This window comes from Alkalihalobacillus alcalophilus ATCC 27647 = CGMCC 1.3604 (assembly GCF_000292245.2).
In the GTDB taxonomy this organism is placed as follows: Bacteria; Bacillota; Bacilli; order Bacillales; family Bacillaceae_D; genus Alkalihalobacillus; species Alkalihalobacillus alcalophilus.
In genome coordinates this window covers 11,752-34,299 of sequence record NZ_ALPT02000037.1, presented here as the reverse complement: position 1 = coordinate 34,299, position 22,548 = coordinate 11,752, and the positions used below count along the sequence as shown (strand labels likewise).

At 37.3% G+C, this 22,548-nt stretch carries 18 protein-coding genes, 1 riboswitch and 1 other annotated feature; of the genes, 9 read left to right on the top strand and 9 right to left on the bottom strand.

Features of this window, described 5'->3' with window-relative positions:
- The first annotated feature begins 19 nt into the window (after positions 1-19).
- A riboswitch (purine riboswitch) is annotated at positions 20-121 on the top strand.
- 107 nt (positions 122-228) lie between these two features.
- Together BALCAV_RS11500 and BALCAV_RS11495 are read left to right on the top strand one after the other, a co-directional pair.
- A complete protein-coding gene (locus BALCAV_RS11500; protein ID WP_004428039.1) occupies positions 229-819 on the top strand; it encodes a xanthine phosphoribosyltransferase in 591 nt (196 codons plus the stop codon).
- A gap of 51 nt (positions 820-870) precedes the next feature.
- On the top strand, positions 871-2,385 hold the full coding sequence (locus BALCAV_RS11495) for a SulP family inorganic anion transporter (protein WP_004428041.1): 1,515 nt from the start codon (positions 871-873) through the stop codon (positions 2,383-2,385).
- A 195-nt stretch (positions 2,386-2,580) separates the two neighbouring features.
- Here the strand turns inward: BALCAV_RS11495 and bioB are convergent, their stop codons facing one another.
- The 3 genes from bioB to asnB form a co-directional block, all read right to left on the bottom strand.
- Positions 2,581-3,588 (bottom strand): biotin synthase BioB, encoded by a 1,008-nt coding sequence (gene bioB / locus BALCAV_RS11490; RefSeq protein ID WP_004428042.1) that lies wholly within the window; start codon positions 3,586-3,588, stop codon positions 2,581-2,583.
- A gap of 470 nt (positions 3,589-4,058) precedes the next feature.
- Positions 4,059-4,802, bottom strand: coding sequence for an SDR family NAD(P)-dependent oxidoreductase (locus BALCAV_RS11485; RefSeq protein WP_004428043.1), 744 nt, complete (start codon positions 4,800-4,802; stop codon positions 4,059-4,061).
- A 119-nt stretch (positions 4,803-4,921) separates the two neighbouring features.
- Complete coding sequence (gene asnB, locus BALCAV_RS11480) at positions 4,922-6,769, bottom strand: asparagine synthase (glutamine-hydrolyzing) (protein ID WP_004428044.1); 1,848 nt, start codon at positions 6,767-6,769, stop codon at positions 4,922-4,924.
- 337 nt (positions 6,770-7,106) lie between these two features.
- Between asnB and BALCAV_RS11475 the strand changes: the two genes are divergently transcribed.
- Positions 7,107-7,682, top strand: coding sequence for a TetR/AcrR family transcriptional regulator (locus BALCAV_RS11475; RefSeq protein WP_004428046.1), 576 nt, complete (start codon positions 7,107-7,109; stop codon positions 7,680-7,682).
- Positions 7,683-7,715: 33 nt separating this feature from the next.
- A complete protein-coding gene (locus tag BALCAV_RS11470; RefSeq protein WP_004428048.1) occupies positions 7,716-10,175 on the top strand; it encodes a YhgE/Pip domain-containing protein in 2,460 nt (819 codons plus the stop codon).
- A gap of 470 nt (positions 10,176-10,645) precedes the next feature.
- On the opposite strand, the gene BALCAV_RS11465 is transcribed toward BALCAV_RS11470, so the two are convergent.
- The gene (locus tag BALCAV_RS11465; protein WP_003324113.1) at positions 10,646-11,422 is read right to left on the bottom strand and encodes an SDR family NAD(P)-dependent oxidoreductase; all 777 of its coding nucleotides are present in this window, start codon (positions 11,420-11,422) and stop codon (positions 10,646-10,648) included.
- A 232-nt stretch (positions 11,423-11,654) separates the two neighbouring features.
- Positions 11,655-11,864 (top strand) — a binding site (T-box leader).
- Between the two features lie 51 nt (positions 11,865-11,915).
- On the opposite strand from BALCAV_RS11465, the gene proB reads away from it, so the two are divergent.
- The 4 genes from proB (at position 11,916) to BALCAV_RS11440 (ending at position 16,117) form a co-directional block, all read left to right on the top strand.
- The gene (proB, locus tag BALCAV_RS11455) at positions 11,916-13,046 is read left to right on the top strand and encodes a glutamate 5-kinase (protein WP_003324112.1); all 1,131 of its coding nucleotides are present in this window, start codon (positions 11,916-11,918) and stop codon (positions 13,044-13,046) included.
- 24 nt (positions 13,047-13,070) lie between these two features.
- On the top strand, positions 13,071-14,318 hold the full coding sequence (locus BALCAV_RS11450; protein ID WP_003324111.1) for a glutamate-5-semialdehyde dehydrogenase: 1,248 nt from the start codon (positions 13,071-13,073) through the stop codon (positions 14,316-14,318).
- 10 nt (positions 14,319-14,328) lie between these two features.
- Complete coding sequence (proC, locus tag BALCAV_RS11445) at positions 14,329-15,156, top strand: pyrroline-5-carboxylate reductase (protein ID WP_003324110.1); 828 nt, start codon at positions 14,329-14,331, stop codon at positions 15,154-15,156.
- A 127-nt stretch (positions 15,157-15,283) separates the two neighbouring features.
- On the top strand, positions 15,284-16,117 hold the full coding sequence (locus tag BALCAV_RS11440) for an ion transporter (protein WP_003324108.1): 834 nt from the start codon (positions 15,284-15,286) through the stop codon (positions 16,115-16,117).
- A 555-nt stretch (positions 16,118-16,672) separates the two neighbouring features.
- Here BALCAV_RS11440 and BALCAV_RS11435 read toward each other — a convergent pair.
- Together BALCAV_RS11435 and BALCAV_RS11430 are read right to left on the bottom strand one after the other, a co-directional pair.
- On the bottom strand, positions 16,673-18,046 hold the full coding sequence (locus tag BALCAV_RS11435) for an aspartate kinase (RefSeq protein WP_003324336.1): 1,374 nt from the start codon (positions 18,044-18,046) through the stop codon (positions 16,673-16,675).
- Between the two features lie 347 nt (positions 18,047-18,393).
- Entirely contained in the window at positions 18,394-18,684 is a 291-nt protein-coding gene (locus BALCAV_RS11430; RefSeq protein WP_003324338.1) for a hypothetical protein, read from the bottom strand.
- 106 nt (positions 18,685-18,790) lie between these two features.
- Here BALCAV_RS11430 and BALCAV_RS11425 point away from each other — a divergent pair, with 106 nt between their 5' ends.
- Entirely contained in the window at positions 18,791-19,426 is a 636-nt protein-coding gene (locus BALCAV_RS11425; RefSeq protein WP_003324339.1) for a hypothetical protein, read from the top strand.
- 73 nt (positions 19,427-19,499) lie between these two features.
- Here the strand turns inward: BALCAV_RS11425 and BALCAV_RS11420 are convergent, their stop codons facing one another.
- The 3 genes from BALCAV_RS11420 to cobA form a co-directional block, all read right to left on the bottom strand.
- On the bottom strand, positions 19,500-20,129 hold the full coding sequence (locus BALCAV_RS11420; protein ID WP_003324340.1) for a precorrin-2 dehydrogenase/sirohydrochlorin ferrochelatase family protein: 630 nt from the start codon (positions 20,127-20,129) through the stop codon (positions 19,500-19,502).
- 85 nt (positions 20,130-20,214) lie between these two features.
- A complete protein-coding gene (locus tag BALCAV_RS11415) occupies positions 20,215-20,901 on the bottom strand; it encodes a sirohydrochlorin chelatase (protein WP_052044370.1) in 687 nt (228 codons plus the stop codon).
- Between the two features lie 5 nt (positions 20,902-20,906).
- Positions 20,907-22,376, bottom strand: coding sequence for a uroporphyrinogen-III C-methyltransferase (gene cobA / locus BALCAV_RS11410; RefSeq protein WP_003324342.1), 1,470 nt, complete (start codon positions 22,374-22,376; stop codon positions 20,907-20,909).
- Between the last annotated feature and the right edge of the window lie 172 nt (positions 22,377-22,548).

Here is a 22,548-nt window from a genome sequence, read left to right as displayed (position 1 = left end):
TGCACTATACTTACCACTATAAGTTTTAAAAAGACATACTCATATAATAGCAAGAATAAGGCTTGCGAGTTTCTACCAAACTACCGTAAATAGTTTGACTATGAGTGAATAAAGATGAACCCAATCAAACACATTTTCTGTGTTTATTTTAGGTCATTTATTCACGAATTCCTATTTGTGAATAAATGACCTTTTTTCATTTTTTAAACTATTAAGGAGGAATAAATGATGCAACTATTAAAAGAAGCAATTCGTGAGAAAGGAAATGTTCTTTCTAACGATGTGCTGAAAGTAGATCATTTTCTAAACCACCAAGTCGATACAAACTTAATGATTGCGATTGGTTTAGAGTTTGCAAAACGATTTGAGAATGAAAAGATTACGAAGGTATTAACGATTGAATCGTCTGGGATTGCCCCAAGTTTAATGGCCGCTAATAAGTTAGATGTCCCGTTAATTTTTGCTAGAAAGAAAAAATCATTAACAATGAATAACAATGTCTTTGTCAGTCAAGTGTATTCTTTTACAAAACGTGAAACGAACGATATTACCGTTTCCAAAGATTTTTTGCAAGAAAATGATCGCGTCTTAATTATTGACGACTTCTTGGCAAATGGACAAGCAGCAAAAGGCTTAATCGACATCGTCAAACAAGCTAAAGCAGAAGTAGCGGGCTTTGGAATTGTCATTGAAAAATCATTCCAAGATGGACGTGAACAACTCATTGACGCAGGCTATCGTGTCGAGTCATTAGCTCGTATTCATTCCCTTGAAAATGGGCAAGTACATTTTGTTGATGAATTAGCAAAAACAAACTAATAAAAATATAAACCATCCAAATCGTTTTTACAGGATGAAGAGGAGAGTTCAATGTCAACTAAGAGTGTCGTATACCCTTGGTACAAAAAAGAAGATACGGATGCCTTTTTCGCTTTACTGCAAAACAACTTAGCGAATTTCGTTTTAATAGCCGTGACGATGCTCGGGATGGGCTTCCCTTCTAGTATCGTATTGGGAAAAGTGATACCAGGTGCCGCTGTCGCCGTTATCGCTGGAAACCTTTATTATGCTTACTCAGCAAATCGTTTAGCCAAAAAAGAAAACCGAACAGATGTAACAGCCCTCTCTTATGGAATTAGTACTCCGGTTATGTTCGTTTTTTTATTTGGTATTTTGGGACCTGCTTTAGCGATTACAGGTGATCATGAACTTGCTTGGAAAATTGGTGTTGCCGCCGCTTTAATTAGTGGGTTTATCGAGGTCGCTGTCTCATTCACTGGAAACTGGGTTCGCCATAACTTACCTAGGGCCGCCCTACTTGGTGCATTAGCTGGTGTTGCTTTAACTTTTGTTGCTGGTGAAATGTTATTTCATACATTTTCTGTACCAGTCGTTGGTTTAGTCGCATTAGCAATTATTATCGTTGGAATTATTGGAAAAGTTTCGATGCCGTTTCGTATCCCTACTTCCTTATTTGCTATTATTATTGGTACTTTACTCGCTTTTCTATTAGGTTATCAATCTATTTCTGATTTTACGAACGCTTTTGAACATATCGGCTTTTATCCATTTTTACCATCGATTACGTTCTTTGAAGGTTTTACTTATCTATTTGGTGCATTAGTTGGATTATTTGCAGTCCTAATTCCAATTTCTTTATATAATGCGGTTGAAACAATGAATAATGTCGATGCTATGGCGGCTGAAGGTGACTCTTATGACGTACGAGAATGTCAAGCCGTTGATGGAATGGGAACCGTTATTGGAGCTTTCTTTGGTGGACTTTTCCCAACGACTGTTTATATCGCCACTGTCGGTTCAAAAAAGATGGGCGCAGGCCGAGGATACAGCATTTTAAACGCTTTAGTGTTTGCTGTCCTTGCTTTAACGGGTGCGGTCGCTGTATTATCTGCTCTAATTCCAATGGCTGCAATTGCCCCAATCCTTGTTTTTGTTGGGATTTCAATGGTTGCGACGAGCTTTTCTTCCAATGAGAAAAAATACTACCCAGCTGTTGCGATTGCGATGCTACCTTATTTAGGAAACTATATGATGACAAGATTTAACAACGCAGCACCTGAAGTGGTCGCAGGTATTTCAGAAGGGATTGTTCCACTTGGACAAGGAGCGATGTTTACCGCGATTATCCTAGGAGCGGTAACCGTTTGTATTATTGATAAAGACTTTATAAAAGCAAGCATTTTTTCTGTTATTGCTGCTTTCTTATCCTTTATCGGCTTAATGCATTCCCCATCCCTGACATTTAATGCTGCTCCAGACTTTATGTTAGGCTATCTACTTATCGCCGTATTCTTTGTTTATTTACATTTTGCGAATAAACCAAATCAGCAAATAAATGAGCATGAGAAAAAGAACGCCGCATAGACTTGCTATTCAAACCAAAGATAAAAGGCTCTTCCATAAGTTCATCCAGAGGAACTTATGTGGAGAGCCTTTTTTTGTGTTCTTAAGCTATTTTGAGCGGTTGTACTTATTAAGCCCGGCCAAAACGGCGATTGGCGACGTTTCTCTTCCTTTTTTACACATCATCGCCGGCTAAATAGCTTTGGACGGCTTTCCTTACTTTATTTTCTCCAAACTTGCTTTCATTTCTTCTACAGATTCAACCTCAAAGCCTAAATCGGTTAACATTTGCTGATCTTTTGTTTCTTCTTGTCCGGCAGTTGTTAAATAATCACCGACAAAAATCGAGTTAGCGGCATAAAGCCCTAAAGGTTGGAGCGTACGAAGATTCACTTCCCTTCCTCCAGATACGCGAATTTCCTTCTTTGGATTAATGAAACGAAATAAGGCCAACACTTTTAAACAATAAAGTGGATTTAATTCCTCGACCCCTTCAAGTGGTGTCCCATCTATCGCATGTAAAAAGTTAACAGGGATGGAATCTGCATCAAGATATTTTAAACTAAAAGCCATATCAACAACATCTTCTTTTGTTTCTTTCATCCCAACAATCACACCTGAACATGGAGACAAGCCTGCCCCCTTGGCCGTTTCCACTGTATTAACTCGGTCGTCGTATGTATGTGAGGTTGTAATGTTTAGATGATTATTTTTGGAAGTATTAATATTATGATTATAGCGGTCAACACCCGCTTCTTTTAACTTCTGCGCTTGTTCTGGCTTTAACAACCCAAGACAGGCACATATTTTCATTCCGTATTTTTCCTTGATTTCTTTTACAGCTTCAACTACCTTATCAACTTCTTTATTCGCCGGACCTCTCCCACTAGCCACAATACAGTACGTGCCAATATTTAATTCATACGCACGTTTCGCTCCTTCCACAATCGTCTCTTTCTCAACAAACCGATAGGAATTAATCGGTGCTTTTGAAATGGACGATTGTGAACAATAACCACAATTTTCTGGGCATAAACCCGATTTGGCGTTCATAATCATATTCAATTTTACTTTTTTCCCATAGTAAAACTTTCTTATTTGAAAAGCTGCATGCATAAGAAGTAAAACGTCATCATCCGGACAATCTAAAATCGAAAGTGCCTCTTCATTTGTCAGTTCAACACCAGCTAACACTTGTTCTGAAAGTTTCATCCATTTAGTCATCATCTGCCCCCATTCAAAAACAATCATTTTTATGTAACCACTTTTTGTTAACCTGTAAATAAATTTAGTTAACAATATAAAAATAATAATATTAATCTCATATTCTGTCAATTGTTTCAGAGAGTTTGAAGGTACTGCCTTTTATTATTCATAAAACAGGAATTCGTACCCTAGTTTCAAGATTTTATGAGTTTCATTACTTATCCCTCGTTTTTCGCACACTTAGTCCATCAGCACGGCTTTTTCATTACTTATCACCTGTTTTTCGCACCCTAATCCTGGCCATTCTCTTTTTTCTTTACCTATCACCACTTTTTCGCACTCTAATCTCGACAAATCACTATTTTCATTACCTATCACCACCTAAGACTAACCTCAATACAGCACACCCTAAATACTTCCAAACAAAAAAAGTCCCTTCAAAAGGCTAAATGAGCCTTTTAAACGAGTCTTCTTTAACTGTTTTCTCTTCACTGTTCATAAATCATTTTTTTCGTCATTCCCCCGTCAATTGTTACATTTTCTCCATTAACAAAATCATTGGCAAAATCGGTTAAAAAGAGGCAAGCTCTTGCTATATCGGCGGCGGTTCCTACTCTTTTAGAAAAATGTTGTTCATGATCGACTGAACGTAACTCAGATTCTTCTCCTGTATGTATCCAACCTGGACTAATCGAATTTACGGTAATTTTCTCTTTTTGTAAGGAAGCTGCTAAAGCATGTGTTAAAGCAATAATCCCACCTTTTGAAGCTGCATAAGCCTCGCTATTCGGCTCAGACATATAAGCTCTAGTAGAAGCAATGTTCACAATCCGACCACCATGTTGATTTTTTTTCATCACCTTTGCAACTTCTTTAGTTAATAAAAACACACTTGTTAAATTGGTTTTGATTATGTCCTCCCATTCTTCTAAAGTCAATTCAAACATCGACTTCATACGGGATACCCCTGCATTATTAATTAAAATATCAATTTGCTCTACTTGCTCCTTTATGACGGTAAGTGCTTGTTTAATTTCACTTTCACTACGAACATCACAGACAAGCGAATACACTTCATAATGATTCTCTATTAAAGGCTGACAACTCTTTTCTAAATCCTCCTGATTAACATCCAGTGCAAAAACAATAAATCCTTTTTCTGCATACGTTTTGGTTACTACTTTTCCAATTCCATTTGCCGCTCCTGTGACGATGACAACTTGTTTATCCATTATTTTTTCACTCCTCGACCGTCTATCCAGTAAATACAAATAGTATAAATTTGCACCTTTCATTTGTAAACCGAAAAGCCCTTAAGCATAAATTATCGCACTTAAGAGCTAATGTTTACTTACCCTTCTATTTTCACATTATATGTTCTCATCCAATAATCCATTTGCACAAAATGAGCCAGAAGCTGTGGACCAGCCATTAACTGACCAAAATACGGTTTTCCAGCTGGGAGCCCTCCCGTATCAGCGATTTCTTGCAAACGGTCCTTATTAATAAAATCAAAGAGTGGACCATCTTTTTCCTTTAAAATTTGTTTCATTTTTTCTTGCACTGTTTTTGTGTAAAGAGGGTGATGTGTTTTCGGATACGGGCTTTTTTTCCGATAAAGCACATCATTTGATAATACCCCTTCTAAAGCTTTTCTTAAGATGCCTTTTTCTCGTCCCTCAAGTTGTTTCATTTCCCACGGGATGTTCCAAACATATTCAACTAATCGGTGGTCAGAGAACGGCACACGGACCTCTAAGCTCGCCCCCATACTCATCCGGTCCTTTCTCTCGAGTAAATTGCTCATAAACCAAATCATATTTAAATAGGCCATTTCACGCCTGCGAGACTCAGTTTTATTATCCTTTGCAAACTTTGGTGTTTCTTTAATAGTCGCTTTATAACTTTGATATACATGATCTTTTAAATCAAGCTTCTTTTTCCATTTGTCATTTAATAAAGCTTCACGCTCATCAATGGAACGCATCCACGGGAAAAAGTCTAAATTTAGTAAATCCTCACGATAGAACCATGGGTAACCACCAAAGATCTCATCGGCACATTCTCCAGAGAGGCCGACCGTAACATCATTTTTTATTTCTTTACAAAACCATAACAAAGAAGAATCAATATCAGCCATTCCAGGTAAATCTCGTACTATAACAGCTTCCTCCAAATAATTAGCCAATTCTTCAATGGAAATAACAGCATTATAATGATTTGTATTTAATTCTTTAGACACCTTTTTAATCCAAGGAGCATCGGAATTTGGTTGATAGTCATTCGCTTTAAAATATTTATCATTCTCATCATAATCAATAGAATAACTGCGGATTTTTCCTTTGCCTTGTTCCTCATAAATTTTTGCAGCGAGAGCTGTTAATGCACTTGAATCCACTCCACCAGACAAAAACATTCCCACAGGAACATCGGCAAAAAGCTGTCTTTTGACCACATCTTTTAATAGGGCTTGAATATGTTCAGCTGTTTCTTCGGTAGAATGCACATGCTCTTTGCCTTTCAACATCCAATAACGACTAATTTTTGCCCCATTTCGGTCATAAATCAACATATGTGCAGGTCTTAATTCATTTATGTTCTTATAGATTCCATGCCCTGGTGTTCGTGAAGGGCTTAATCCAATAACCTCCGCCAAACCATCTCTTTCAACGACTGGCTCAATGTCACGATGAGCCAGTAACGCTTTGAGTTCTGAGGCAAACAGCAGCCTGCCATGAGCGACTGTATAAAATAAAGGTTTAACCCCAAGACGATCTCGTGCCATAAATAAACTCTGATCTTGCTCATTCCAGATCGCAAACGCAAAAATGCCATTCAATTTTTCTAAGCACTGATATCCCCATTCAATGTATGACTTTAATAAGACTTCTGTATCTGAATGACCATTAAATGTATGACCTAATTTTAATAATTCCGTACGCAAGTCTTCTGTATTGTACAACTCTCCATTATAGACGATCGTATAAGTCTTATTTTTGACAACACGTTGCATCGGCTGAGCTCCACCTTCTGGATCCACAACAATAAGACGTGCATGCCCAAAACCAACATGCTGCTCCGTCCAAACATTTAAAGCATCTGGTCCCCTTCTATTTAACGTCGTGGCCATTTTTAAAACTTCCTCTTTCTCTTTTCGCATATCAAGTTGCCAATCAATCCAACCTGTAATACCACACATATATCATCAGCCCCTTTGGGAATAATTTTCTACTAATGTTCTCTTCTACCTTATCTCTGGGCTCCCTCATTCCATATCATATTCAGCTTCATCTGCGATCGTTCTTCTTTCATTCCGGTTTCGATTTGGTTTCTCTTCAGCACTTTCTCGCACAAGTATTTGCTCTCAAATTGAAAACCCTTCCACAAAAACATCCCATATTTGTTCATAATCAGCGGCAATTTTTTACGAGTTCTTTTCTTGTTTTCTCCGCCCATCTGTTCTAAAATGAACAACATTACAAGAAAATGACTGAATTAGTCATATAGTCATTTTTATGAATCGAAAGGACTTTATTATGTTAAAAAATAAACGAAAAATCATTTTAGATGCCGCGGCCGAATCTTTTTCCATGTATGGATTTAAAGCAACAACCATTGATCAAGTGGCCAAATTAGCCAATGTCGGAAAAGGGACTATTTACACAACCTTTAAAAATAAAGAAGACCTTTTTAATGCCGTTTTACAAGAAATTATTGCGGAAGTACAAGAGGTTTTTCAACGCTCTATCTCTGAAAACAAGGATCTTTTTGATAATATCAGTTCGGCCTTAGCAGAGCTTTTAACATTCAGAAAGCAGCACAAATTTATGACGAAACTCCATCATGAAATGAATGTATTTGCCTCTGAAAATTCCAAAAGAGCCTTAAAGGAAATCGAGAATGTCATTATTGATGCCATTGATCAACTTTTAAAACAAGCAGAAGAAAACAAGAAATTTCAAACAACCCATCGCCATGTTACGGCCTATTTAATGTATAAAACTTATATCCTACTTGTCTCTGATTATGAAGAAACGTATAAACCATTAAAACAAGACGAAATTATAACCATCTTTAAATCTCACTTTATGAGTGAAATGAAAACAACATAAATTTATGCTTTTACCAACAAAACGAGGTGTATTATGAACGGATTTTTAACTGAATTAAAAGGAATATGGAAGGATAAAAAACTATTTATCGCCTTGCTCGGTATTGCGGTTATGCCGTTATTATATGGTGGGCTATTGATTAGTTTTTTTTGGGACCCATATGACCAAATTGACCAGCTCCCTGTTGCGGTTGTAAATGAAGACGAAGGAGCTGAATTTGAAGGGGAAGAAATTCACGCTGGTGATGATTTTGTTGCGGAGTTAAGAGAGGATCCTGCTTTTTTATTTGATTTTGTCTCAAAAGAAGAAGCAGAAGCAGGACTCGCAAACTTTGATTATTATTTCTACGTCGAAATCCCTACTAATTTTTCTGAGAAAATACTGTCTGTCCAAAACACAGATCCAGACACCCCATCGATTTTTTACGAAATAAATGAAGACTACAATTTTGTCACTTCACAAATTGCCAGTACGGCTATTTCTACAATGGAAGAAGAACTTTCGCGCTCCTTAACATTTGCTTATATAAAAGTCGCAAATGATGTCTTTAGCCAAATGGCAGATGCGATTATCTTGTTAAATGAAGGTTCAGCTGAAATTATGGAAGGGACGGAAAAGGCTTATGCCAACTTGGAGTCATTAGAAGCGGCCATTGAACAATTATCAACGGGTTCAAACGAAATTAGTGATGGTATAAACGAGGCTTCTAGCGGAGTAGCAGAGTTCTTACTTCAAGCTCAGCAATTACAAGAACAATTACAACAGTCCAACTCATTACAGCAAATGGAAGAAAAGTTAACTGATTTTCAAACACAGAATCAACAATGGATCCAAACACTTGAAAAAAAACCTATTTCCAAACTCGCTGAAGAGTTAGAACCAATGCAAGACCATTTTGACGAGTTTTATCATTTTCTTACCAACACTTCTTTACAACTCGCCGACATATCTGCTCAATTAGATTCACTTTCTTCTGAACTTGAACAATTCGAAGTAGGTATAAATGATCTGATTGAAAACATTCAATCTACCTTAAAGGAACTTCAAAAAGTTTCAAATCAGTTAGTAAATAATCAAAACATTACGTCGCAAAATTTATCGGACGTTCAAAATCTTTTAAATGATGCCCAATCTAATTTACTTTTGCTTAATAAAACACTCGATCAATTTGAGCCAACCATGGACGATCACTTACCAGAGTGGCGAGAAATCGAAGAAATCACTTCATGGTATGACCAAATGCAAAGCGGTGTCGAAAATGGGTTACAAGCCCAAAATAACGCCATTAATCGTTTAGAAAAATCGATCGTTGAAAGTGAAAAAAACAATACCCAGCTTAATGATCAGATTGATGATGTTATTCAATTGTTAGAAGCTTTTACACAAACTTTAGAAGAACAACAACAAAAAGGCTTTTCATTAATTGAAACACTCTCACAATCTATGAAAAACTATCAGAATTTAATTGATTCTCTCTTGCAAAAGGTTGATGAAACGACTAAAATGGTTCCTTCTTTTGTTGATATCAGCTCAAATGCCGTTGATCTGGAAACGAAATTAATAAACCAGCTGCAAGAACTTGATAAAGGAATTAATTTTATTTCTGCTACTTATCATGAGGCAGTAGCTATGAGCAATGAAGCAATAGATGGATTTGTGACATTAAATGATGGTTTAAAGGATTTAGACGATGGGAGTAGTTTATTAAGTGAAAAGCTAGCAGAAGCAAGTGATGGTACTCATCAATTAACAGAAGGCCTGCTTTCTTTATATGAAGGAACAGAACGTTTATCTAATAACATGCAGTCTTTAGAAGATTCGGTCTTACAAGTTGATCCAAATGATGACCAACAAAAAATGATCTCACACCCGGTGCAATCAACAAGTAAGCACACGGAGCAAAATTACTCTTATGGAGAAGGATTAAGTCCGTACTTTTTATCGATTGGTTTATATGTTGGTGGGTTAACTTTATCGATTATCTTCCCATTTCGTAAACCGCTTGGACTACACGAAAACTGGTTACATTGGTTTACAGGAAAACTCGGTGTCGTCTGGATGATTTCGATTATTCAAAGCTTATTAGTTAGTTTATTTTTATTATTTGTCATTGGGCTTGATACGACCCACCCTATCGCCTTTGTTTTCTTTAGCTTGTTTACCGGACTTGTTTTTGTCACCTTTATCTTTTCGCTTGTTAGTATTCTAGATAATCCTGGACGATTTGTCGCGATCATTTTGCTTATTGTCCAGCTCGGTGGTAGTGGTGGAAGTTTTCCAGTCGAATTATTATCATCTCCATTACAATCCATCCACGGCTGGTTACCGATGACCTATTCTGTCTTAGGTTTTCGCTCACTAATCTTTATGGAATCGACCTCCCTTGCTATTTCGAGTCTATTATTTTTAGCTGGGTTGCTTGTCTTATCTCTTGGGCTAACAATAGCTTTCTTTAAATTAACCTTTAATAAGCACGGACAGTTTGAAAAATAATTTCATGAGTTCTATATGAGATTAGTAATGATTTTATAAAGTGAAAAGAGGTGGAGACAAAACCCTGCTCTGATATGAATAGCCAGTAACATTTTACAATGAGTTAAATGTTACTGGCTTTCGTTCTATTTATTGGAAACGTAGTGGATGGCGATGAATGGTGTTCTACTCACCGTTCCCGAAAATCATGCTCCGCGTCCTGTGGGGTGGCACCGAACTAACTAGCTTCGCTAGTGGATTTCGGTTTTGCCACTACTTCCCACGGGAGTCTCCGCATGTTTTCGTCCACTAAGATAGAGAATTGCTCCTTTTACACTTGTGAATTTTCTTATTCTTTTTTGAATATAATATAAAAAATTTCTAATAAAAGTTGGGTGACCGTTATTCTAGTCATCCAACTCATTTTTAGGTCGTTTTGTCCCACTAATACATTCCTTTTTCAAATGATGCGATTGAAGTGTTAACAAATTTTATTTTTTCTTCAATTGTTTACCTGCGATCTTTTCTATCACGGTTGGCATGAGTTGATAACACTTTGAACCGAAGCCCATCCATCTTGGTAAATTTAATTCTCTTTTTGGCTTTTCAATTAATTGCACGACCCTTTCGGCGACATATTCTGGTTTTAACATCATCTTCCCAACATTTTTCACATATGACCCAGTTTTGTCGGCTCGCTCAAAAAAAGGAGTTTGAATTGGTCCGGGATTAACAGCACTTACATTCACATTATCATCTTCTACTTCCATACGTAAACTATTCGTAAATCCTAATACAGCATGTTTTGTGGCCGCATATACACTTGATTTTGGGGTTGCGAGCTTCCCCGCTTGAGAAGCAATTTGAATAATTTGGCCGCTTTTCTTTTCAATCATATAAGGGAGTACGGCCTTTGTCATCGCAATCAAACCAAGTACATTTACTTCAAACATTTCAACGATATCCTCTGTTTTCGCATCGAGTACGGAATCGAATATGCCTAAACCGGCATTATTGATAAGAACATCGACCGGATGGCCGCTTTTTACTAAATGAGCTACGATCTTCTTTACCTCTTCGTCAGAGCGGATATCGACTTGACAGGTCAAAATCCTGCCATTAAACCCTTGCGCCTCTTCCTCAAGCTGTTTTATTTTCTCTTCATTTCGAGCTAGCACGATAACATGATAGTCTTTTTTTAATAATTGAAAGGCAATCTCTTTCCCTAAACCACTAGTCCCACCTGTTATCCAAATCGTTTTTTTCATTTTCTGCCCCTATCTATCCCATACTAATGTTTTATTAATGAAACATAAATTCACTTAATCACTACAGAAACCCCGCTCATTTTATCTAATTATTGGAAACGATTCGAATTTACTTTAATTAAATAAAGCCTTTTTTCGCTTATGAGCTTGACGTGTTTTCCTTCTTCACTATATACTAAAGAAAATCATTTGAGATAGAATAAGTTTACACAATAATGTTATATTTTTATAGACATACGCGTTGAGAGGAATTAGTAAATTAATTTCATGTCTAAAGAGAAAAGGATTCATCGGCTGAAAGATCCTTGACCCCTGAAATGATTGAACCTGTCCTTGAGCAGCTAGCAAACCTAGCCGTCTCCCCACGTTACGGGTACGAGTGGGCATCTATTTAGATGTCAAACAAGGTGGTACCGCGGAGATAAGCTCTTCCGTCCTTTTTATAGGATCGGAGGGCTTTTTTATATTTTTAAAAGGAAAGAAGGAGAAGAGAATGAAACGTCAACGAATCGTCGTCAAAATTGGGAGCAGTTCATTGACAACTCCATCGGGCTCACTTAGCATCAACAAATTAACAGAGCATGTCCAAGCTTTAAGCCGATTAAAAAAGCAAGGACATGAAGTCATTCTTATCTCTTCAGGTGCTGTAGCAGCGGGTTTCTCTGCCCTTGGATACCCAACAAAACCTGTAACAATAGCTGGAAAACAAGCAGCAGCTTCTGTTGGTCAGGGTTTACTGATGCAAGGTTATATTGAAAAGTTTCAAAACGAAGGGATTATTCCTGCCCAAATCTTATTAACAAGAGATGATTTTTCGGACCGTCATCGTTTCCAAAATGCCTATTCGACCATTAGTGAATTGTTAAAACGAGGGGCTCTTCCGATTATTAATGAAAATGACTCAACTTCAATTGAAGAATTAACATTTGGTGATAATGATATGCTTTCCGCTTTAGTAAGTGGCTTTATACATGCCCATACATTATGTATTTTGACGGACGTCAATGGCTTATACAGTGCCAACCCGAACCTTGACCCTACAGCCGAAAAATATGATCATCTGAAAGAAATAACACCGGAATTACTTGCAATGGCTGGTGATAGCGGCTCAAAAGTAGGGACAGGAGGAATGAAATCAAAAATATTAGCAGCCGAAACCGCCCTCTCACTTGGCGTTAATATTTTTATCGGAAAAGGTGCCGGAGCAAATAAATTAATTGACATCATTGCGGGTAATGGTGATGGAACGTATATCGGTTCGGTTCAAGAAGAAGCGATGATGCCAACGAACAAACAATGGATCGCTCTTCACTCCACAAGTAGTGGTTCAATCACCGTCGACCGCGGAGCAGCTTTTGCTCTACAATCACTTGGAAAAAGCCTTTTACCAGCTGGAGTATTACAGATTGACGGTATTTTTAACCGGAATGAAGTGATTGATGTTTACAATGAAGAAGGTTTATTAATTGGGAAAGGAAAATCAAATGTTTCTTCCGGAGAACTAAATCAAATTAAGGGACTTTCCAGTATGGAAGCAAAACGAACCCTTCATTTAAACAAACCAGAAGTCATTCACCGCGATCATTGGGTGACAATCACAAAGTCTTCATCAATATCTAATTAATATTTTTAAGGAGAGTGAATAAAGATGAATGAATTAAGAGAAAAAGCAAAAAGAGCAAAAGAATTAACGACTGAACTCGGTCTCAAAACGACAGAAGAAAAAAATGCCGCATTGCTTTCAATGGCTCAACAATTAGTGAAAGAGCAATCCTTTATTTTAGCTGAAAACGAAAAGGATCAAGCAGCTGGTAGACAAAATGGCTTAAATGACGGCTTAATTGATCGCTTATCTCTAACAGAAGCCAGAATTGCTGATATGGCTGAAGGACTGAAACAAGTCGCCCAGTTAAACGATCCGATTGGCGAAGAACTCGAGCAATTTACAAGACCTAACGGGTTAACCATTCGGAAAGTTCGTGTCCCACTAGGAGTCATTGGGATGGTTTATGAAGCACGTCCGAATGTGACCGTCGATGCTTCTAGCCTTTGCCTAAAAGCAGGTAATGCGGTTTTATTACGTGGTAGCTCTTCAGCGATTCACTCTAATAAAGCTATTGTCGCAGTTCTTCATCGTGCGTTAGAAAAAACAACGATACCGACAGCTGCGATTCAATTAATTGAAGATACGAGCCGCGAAACAGCCGCAGAGTTATTTAAGCTTAATGAATTTGTCGATGTCCTTATCCCAAGGGGCGGTTCCGGTTTAATTCAAACAGTTGTTCAAAACGCAACGATTCCTGTATTAGAAACCGGAGTCGGCAATTGCCATATTTATATCGATGAATCAGCGAACAAAGAAATGGCCCTTTCCATTGCTGTAAATGCCAAAACACAGCGTCCCTCTGTTTGTAATGCGGCGGAAACGATTTTAGTCCATCAAACATGGGCCAATAAACATTTAAATGAATTAGTCGCCATTCTTAATGAAAAAAATGTGCAAATTTATAGTGATGCCCTATTAAAAAACATGTTTCCACAATTCCAATTAGCAACCGAATCAGATTGGGCCGATGAATACTTAGACTATAAAGTTGCTTTAAAAGTAGTTCCTACCGTTGATGAAGCGATTCGTCATATTTCAAAATACGGTACGTACCATTCAGAAGCGATCATTAGTGAAACAAGTGAAAATGTGGAAGCCTTTTTAAATCAAGTGGATGCAGCCGCTGTATACCACAATGCCTCTACTCGTTTTACAGACGGTTTTGAATTTGGTTTTGGAGCAGAAATAGGAATTAGCACACAAAAGCTACATGCAAGAGGACCAATGGGGCTAGAAGCATTAACTTCTACTAAATTTCATGTGCTTGGAAATGGACAAATAAAAAAGTAGGTGAAAACTTTTGGATAAAAACATTACCTTTTTAGGGGCTGGCTCCATGGCAGAAGCCATCATTGTGGGCCTTTTAAAGAAAAAAGTCGTAGCTCCTAACCAAATTACTGTGACGAATTTAAAAGATCAAGAACGTCTCCAATATTTATCCGCAACGTATCATGTTCAAATAACAAACGATCGTCCAAAAGCGGTCGAACAGGCCGACATTATTATTTTTGCGATGAAACCAAATGGAATTAAAGATTCAATCGACGAAATAAAAGATGTTGTATCAGAGAAACAACTTTTTATTTCTGTGCTCGCTGGCATTCCAACTATTTTTATTGAAGAATTATTAAATATACCCGCTGCGGTTATTCGTACTATGCCAAATACTTCGGCAATTGTAGGTGCTTCTGCAACAGCGATGTGCAAAGGCCAATTCGCTACTGATAAAGATCTACACATTGTCCAAACCCTGCTGGAAGCGGTTGGAATCGTTCTTACAGTAGATGAAGAGAAGATGGATGCCGTTACCGGAATCGCTGGAAGTGGTCCTGCCTATCTTTATTATTTCGTCGAAGGACTTTATCATGTTGCAGCCCAATCTGGACTTACAACAGATGAAGCGACAAAACTTATTACTCAAACGATTGTCGGTGTAGGCAAACGACTAGAGGCGACCAACAAATCAGCAGGTGAACTATATCAAGAAGTGATGAGTCCAAATGGAACAACCGAAGCAGGCTTTCAAATACTCGAACAATATCATACTCAGCAAAACTTTGAGGAAGCCGTTTCAAAAGCGATTACACGTTCTAAACAGTTAGGTGCCGTATTTAGTGAAAAAAAATAAGGGAAGATCCTCAATCAACCAAGTTATCTTTAGAAGATTTGGTTGATTTCTTTACTTCACGACGAAAAAACCATGTTATACTTTTATGTGGAATTGATTTTATTGGTTAAGGAGAAACAATCATTATATGCAAAAACAGTCCCTTCTCATTCATTTTAGTAAAAAGATTGTTAGTCACCGTTATTTTACAAGAATTATTATTACTTTAATTTTATTTAATGCCCTTCTAGTTGGCCTAGAAACGTACCCTGCTTTAAGACACGAATATGGTTCCTTATTTCATGTCCTTGATGTCATTTTATTGTGGATTTTCACTTTAGAAATTTTAACAAGATTTCTGGCAACGACACCAAAAAAGGATTTCTTTAAAGGGGGCTGGAATTGGTTTGATACAATCATCGTCCTCTCAAGTCATATTTTTGTCGGGGGTCACTTCATTACCGTTCTCCGTATCTTAAGAGTTTTACGTGTTTTAAGGGCGATTTCAGTCATTCCATCTTTAAGAAGACTCGTTGACGCCTTAATGTTAACGATTCCTGCTTTAGGAAATATTTTAATTTTAATGAGCATTATTTTCTATATATTTGCCGTATTAGGTACGATGTTATTTGCGAATGTAGCTCCTGAATATTTTGCCAATCTCCAACTCTCAATGCTGACTCTCTTCCAAATTGTCACGTTAGACTCCTGGGGTAGTGGTGTAATGAGGCCGATCTTAGTGGATATCCCATGGGCATGGACTTATTTTATTGCCTTTGTGTTAGTCGGGACCTTCATTATCTTTAACTTATTTATTGGAGTTATCGTCAATAACGTTGAAAAAGCGAATGAAGACGAAGTAAAAGATAAAGTAAAAGAAAAGGAAGAAGCCGCCCAAAAACAGATGGATTCACTACATGAAGAGCTAAAAGAAATCAAACAATATTTAAAATCAATCGAAAAACAAAATCGCTCTTCCTAAATTCACTTAAAGTATCTAGAGCAACAAAAATGATAAAGAGGTAACTATAGAAAGGAAAAATGGCCTTTCCGAAGTGAATGTTATAAAGTAGGAGGTAAGACACCGCTCCCGGGATGGGGGGCACGCTTTCCGCAGGCGGGCGTGGAACTAACCGGCTAGGCCGGTGGATTTCCACCTGCCCTTTCCTCCTGCAGGAGTCGGCCTCCCATCCCGTCCGCTATAGTTTCATTTTCTATCAAAAAAGGAAAAAATCGCTCTTCTTTCCTTTAAAATGGCGTTTACAACACCACAAATCAAAGAGCGATTTTATGTGTAACCAAAAAAAGTTACTTTCCAAGATTATAACGCTTGGTGTTTGACGCGGAGCATGATTTTCGGGAGCGCTGAGTAAAACGGCATTCATCACCATCCACTTCCGTTCAATAAACATATAATAAAAGCCGGTGAAATTTTACTCGCATAGTAAAATTTCACCGGCTTTTTCATTTATAAGATGAGTTTTGCTCCTGTCTCTTTTCAATTTAGAGCTGGGTTTTATCCCAGCCTTCTTATCCCTTATTGCACCGTTTCTTCTTTTACTCCTCCAAAAAACTCGTCATATAAAGCTTTAATGCTCGCTTTTGTATCTTTTTCATTGACGGCAAGCCCTAGACTAACTTCAGACGAGCCTTGATTTAACATTTCGATATTCACATTAGCATTTGCTAAAGCGGCTGTTGCTCTTGCAACGAGTCCAATCGTATTGTGCATCCCTTCTCCAACGATCATAATCATGGCAAAATCATGCTCAATATGTACATCATCGACATCTAATTCAGCCGAAATTCGTTTCACAATTCGTTCTTCATTTTCAGGGTTTAGTTGATCTTGTCGTAAAATAATCGTCGTATCATCGATCCCTGAAGGTATATGTTCATATGATAAACATTCATCCTCTAAAATCTGTAACAATCGACGACCAAAACCGACTTCTCTATTCATCAAATATTTGCGAACATAAATAGCCGAAAACCCTTCATCCGCCGCAATCCCAATGACTGGATTTAAAAAATATTCTCGTTCAGCAATAATCATCGTCCCAGTCGATGTTGGATTATTTGTGTTTTTAATACAAACTGGAATACTATTTTTGAAAGCTGGAATTAGTGCTTCATCATGGAAGACAGAAAACCCTGCATACGACAATTCACGCATTTCGCGGTAGGTCATTTTTTTTATTTTAACCGGTTCTTTCACAACAGTTGGATTAGCCGCAAAAACCGAATCAACATCTGTAAAATTTTCATACAAATCAGCTTTGACGCCTGCCGCTAAAATAGATCCTGTTATGTCAGAGCCACCTCGGGGAAATGTACATAACGTTCCACTTTTAGAATAACCAAAAAACCCTGGAAAAACGATAATATCATCTCGATCATTTAACTGTTTTAAATGTTCATAGGCCTCAGGTAATACTTGAGCGTTTCCAGGCTGCTCACTAACTAATAACCCCGCATCTTTAGGGTTCATATAGTTTGCATGAAGACCAATACTTTGTAGATAAGCAGCGATCAATTTCGCATTATTGTCTTCCCCACTCGCTTTAATTAAATCCATAAATTGTTCTTGATTTTCTTTCGGGTGACTAATCCGTTTCCTTAAATCAGCCTCAATCGTTTCGATAATTTGCAGATTCAATTCTAGTTCTTCGGCGATTGATTGATAACGAATAATAACGTCGGTCAATTCTCGTTCCCCATTTTGCCCTGCTAAACAAGCATCTGCAAGATCAATTAATAAATCGGTTACCTTTGTATCATCCTGATCCCTTTTTCCTGGAGCTGATACAACAATAATTCTCCTGTCAGCGTCCTCTTGAATAATCGCTGCTACTTTTTTAATCTGATTAGCATTTGCTACTGAACTCCCACCAAATTTAGCTACTTTCATTCTCTCCAGCTCCTAATCAATCTCTCTCTTTTTAATTTTTTGAACATTCTAACTATATCACATCGTAAACTCTTTCGCAAAAGGTGTTACAAAGGGTTGAAGGTGCCATTTTTGGCTCTCATCCACTCAACGTGAATGAGAGAATCAAAGCCTAGAATCCTTCCACATTGTTCGCCTATTCTTACTTGTCCATTTCAGACATGACTTCCACTTAGAAAATAAAATTTACTTTTTCAGTGTTCTTAAGTCTGATTGCTTTATTCTAATACTTTTCCAATATAAAAAAAGCTTGTTGACTGTCTCCTGAAACGAGACTTAGTCAACAAACTGACGCTACAAGCAAAGAATTAAGCTGTAAACCAAACAACAAATAGTGGCTTTTTCTCCATCGGCATTTCTTCAGTTGTACACGTTGATTCTGCTACATAGCCTGAGTTAATCGCTGATTGAATCGATACTTCATCAAGATTATTCGTAAATTCTGCTTGATCAAAACAAGCAGGGGCACTGTATTCCATTAAAGTATGATCAATGACAACACGGCTATCTGAAGCTGTTTCTGAAATGACAGGTATCGTAAATCCCCCAACCACTAATAAAATAAATACGATAATAGCAGAAACGATTGTTTTTTTCATGACATTTCCTACTTTCTTGTCTAGTAATCCATTGTAGTGTAATATGAAGGAACCTTTCCTGCAAGCAATTTGATTAGAGAAATAAAAGAGTAGAGGAGAAATCAACATGGAGACAAATTCAAAAAGAAAGGATCGTAAGGTCATTCACTTTTACTATCCACTCATGTTTGAATCCGAACTGGATCCAACCATTCAAACAGCTACTGCTGAAGTGACCATACAAATACAAAGGGAGCACGAGCTAAATCAAAAAGACATATTAAATGATTTTCACCTCTTTTTTCAATCCCAATTGTTATCTTTAGAGGCATTACAACAATTTATTGAGGCTCAAATGAAGGCCCTTAATCCCCCATTTATCGTTCTTCAAGTTTCTTTTTATTGGTTTTATAGCCAAAATGAAATCGAAATGTATGAGCAAAGTCTTGTCACATATCATGTTCAATATGAACAAAAAAGCCAACAATATCAATTTAAAATCATACTTGCTAGCCCGCTTTCTTCACTCTGTCCTAATTTTCTAACGTTAAAAGAGCCTTCTCCTTTATCAACAGATATTTTGCAACTAGCTGTAACTGTTGTCGACCCTTCTCAATCATGGAAAGAGAAGTTATTAAATTTAGTCACAACATCAGCTTCTCAAACAACCTCATCTACACAAGAATTCATAGAAAACGTCCATAAAAAGCTTCATAACGATAAAAGTTATAAAGCTTCACATATTTGTTTAAAAGCTGACTAACGTAATGAACGAAAAAATCATTTTAACTCAATTGAGCTATAATCTTTGAAATGAATTATAGCTCTTCTTATATCTATTCATGCCCCTTACTATCGACAAGTCTTTGTAATAAATTTCCCTCTCGGTTAGAATCCTTTAAAAATGACTCCTCTGCAATTTCCTTTAACAACTTTTTTTGGATGTTAGACGGCAGCTGAAATCCCTTAATTAACACTCTTGCCTTACCTAAAAATTGTAAATCAGATTCAATTCTGTCAAGTGGCAATTGCTTTTTGAATTTCTCAGATAAGCTCTTTGCATAAGCCGGGCTTGCTCCATTTGTTGACCAGGCGAAAACAAACGGTCCTTGTTCAAGCTTACACATAAAATGCAAGTCCGATTGTTCAAGATCATTGGCTAAATAAATAAATGAAAGATGTTGATTGTTATCATACAATGAATGGTTTAATTGTTCATCATCCGTCGCTAAACAGAGTAAATCTGTCTCAAAACGCTCGCTCGCTAAAACTTCACGTATTTGTAATGTGAGCTTTGCTTCAGTTTCTAAAACGAAAAATGGCTCAATCATCTGTGCTGAAACAATGGTAACATTCGCACCGGCTGCTAAAAAGCGTTTTGTATGTCGATAAGCGACTTGTCCTCCTCCAATCATCGTAATCTTTTTATTTTTCACTTTTAAATTTACCGGGATAAAGTCAGCCACTCAGACTCCCCCTTTAATCCTTGCCTGACACGTAAAGAGACAATATCAACAAGCTTGTCATCAAAACCTAAATACATACCTAAGCTTAATTTTTTTCTGTCGTTTTTTGGACTTGATTTAATTTCTTCTCTAAACTTTTCATTAGAACTCCTGTAAAAAGAAGATAAGGCAACATGATGATCTCTTCGACTGGTTCTTTTAATAATCGTTCTAACCCTTCATCAACAGTCGGCTCTGTTGCAGCTAAATAGCTCACTTCTACACGTTTAATCGGTGTGTACTCCCATAACAAGCGAGAAATCTTCATTAAATCACTATTTGCATCTGGATCGCTACTACCACGCCCAATTAATAAAACAGCCTTATTTTCCCGTGACTCACTGTCTGGTCTTCCCGTAATATGCTCCACACCAACGGACAGTAACCGTTCTTTTAATATATCAATAACAATTTTTTCGACCCCTATCGGTTGACTATAGGTAAAAATAAGCGTTGGGTGTTTCTCCATGGCACTCTTTATCTCATTAGGTATATCTATTTTTGCATGTCCAGCACTTAATAATAAAATGGGAATGACCGCAATATGTGTGGCCCCTTGCTTCCGACAGGCCTCAATCCCTTCTTGGATCGTGGGCTGCTCTAATTCAATAAAAGCTGTTTCTTGAATAGGGATTTGCGGAAACCTCGCTTGAATTTTAGATACAAAAGCTCTTAATTGTTCATTCCCTTCCTGAACCCTACTCCCGTGCCCTACATATAATATCGCCTGCATATTTGTCACCTCTTAACAAGTGAATATCCAAGTTTTTGGATTAATTCTTCTTTATTCGGATGTTCTAATACTTTAGCTCCCACATAACCAAGCTCTATTGCTTTCTGATAAGATATCGGACCATAGCAGATTACTTCGACATGTTTTGAAATAAGCGTTGGTGTATACTTAGTTTTGGCTAATGCATCGGTTATTTGTACAACCGATTTCTCATTTGGAAAAACGATCGTTTCGATTCTCCCCTCATCCCATAAACGTTCAAATGTAGCCGCGGATTGGCTAACCAGGGCTTTTTGATAAGAAACAAAATAATCAAAATCTCCTAATTTTTTCTTTAGAGAGCTCTTTTCTTGTTCACTCATCTCTTCCCCTAAGACAAGAACTTTTTTGCCTGGCTCCATCTCATCAATAGTTATAGAAGAACACGCGTAAGAGCTTAATAATTTAGCGGACTTTTTAGAGCGAACAACGAAATCGGCTTGAATAAAACGAATATCTAACCCGATATCAGTAATATGTTTAAAAAAAGCTTGCACACTTTTAGGTGACAAGAAATAAAGGCAATCGTATAAACGATAATCAATTTGCTTATCTTCAGAGAAACGGATTTGAAAACGTGGATATTCAAAAACTTCTGCCCCTAAATCCCTTAACGATTCAACCGTTGAACTCGGTTCATCATCTGTTCTCGCAAATAAAATATGCTGTCCAAATAAAGGTTGTCTTTCAAACCAACTCTTTCCTTGCCTTAAATGGTTCACATCCCCGACTAATGTAATAGCTGGGTTTTCAACTTTCTCCTCTTTGGCTTTTTTAGCAACTGTTTTTAAAGTAGCTTTTAACACTTTTTGTTTCCCCAATGTCCCCCATTGAATGATTGAAACCGGTGTGTCAGGGTCTTTTCCATTCAAGAGTAAATTTTCTGAAATATAAGGCAAGTTTTTAACTCCCATATAAAAAGCAATCGTATCAACGCCTTTAGAAAGAGCCTGCCAATCAACGGTAGGTTCACCACTTGCCGTTTTATTATGACCGGTTACAACAGCAAACGAGCCCCCATAATCACGATGTGTAACGGAAATCCCCGCATAGGTAGAAGCACCGATTCCAGCCGTTATACCAGGGACAATTTCAAATGGCACACTTGCTGCTTGTAAGGCATCCGCCTCTTCTGCAACCCTTCCAAAAACGCTTGGGTCTCCCCCTTTTAAGCGCACAACGATTTTCCCCTCTTGACCTTTTTTTACGAGTAGATCATTAATTGCTTCTTGCCTTAAAAGGTGCCGATCAGGTAATTTTCCACAGTAGATAATCTCCGCATCTGGTTTTGTCCATTCTAATAACAATGGATGAATGAGACGATCATACAAAACGACATCTGCTTTTTGTAACACTTCAAACCCTTTTATCGTTAATAAACGAATATCACCTGGACCTGCTCCAACTAAATAAACAATCCCCTGCTTTTGTCGCATCCTGTTCCCCCTTGAAGTTTCCTGTATACTAGAACTACTATATCCGACTTTTTTTATATGTTTTATAAAGTATAATACAAAAACAATTCATTGAGCAATGTCCTTTTTAACTTTTTTATAATAAATCTAGCTTATTTTATTAAATACTCTTAAATTTTAGCATATGTTTTTT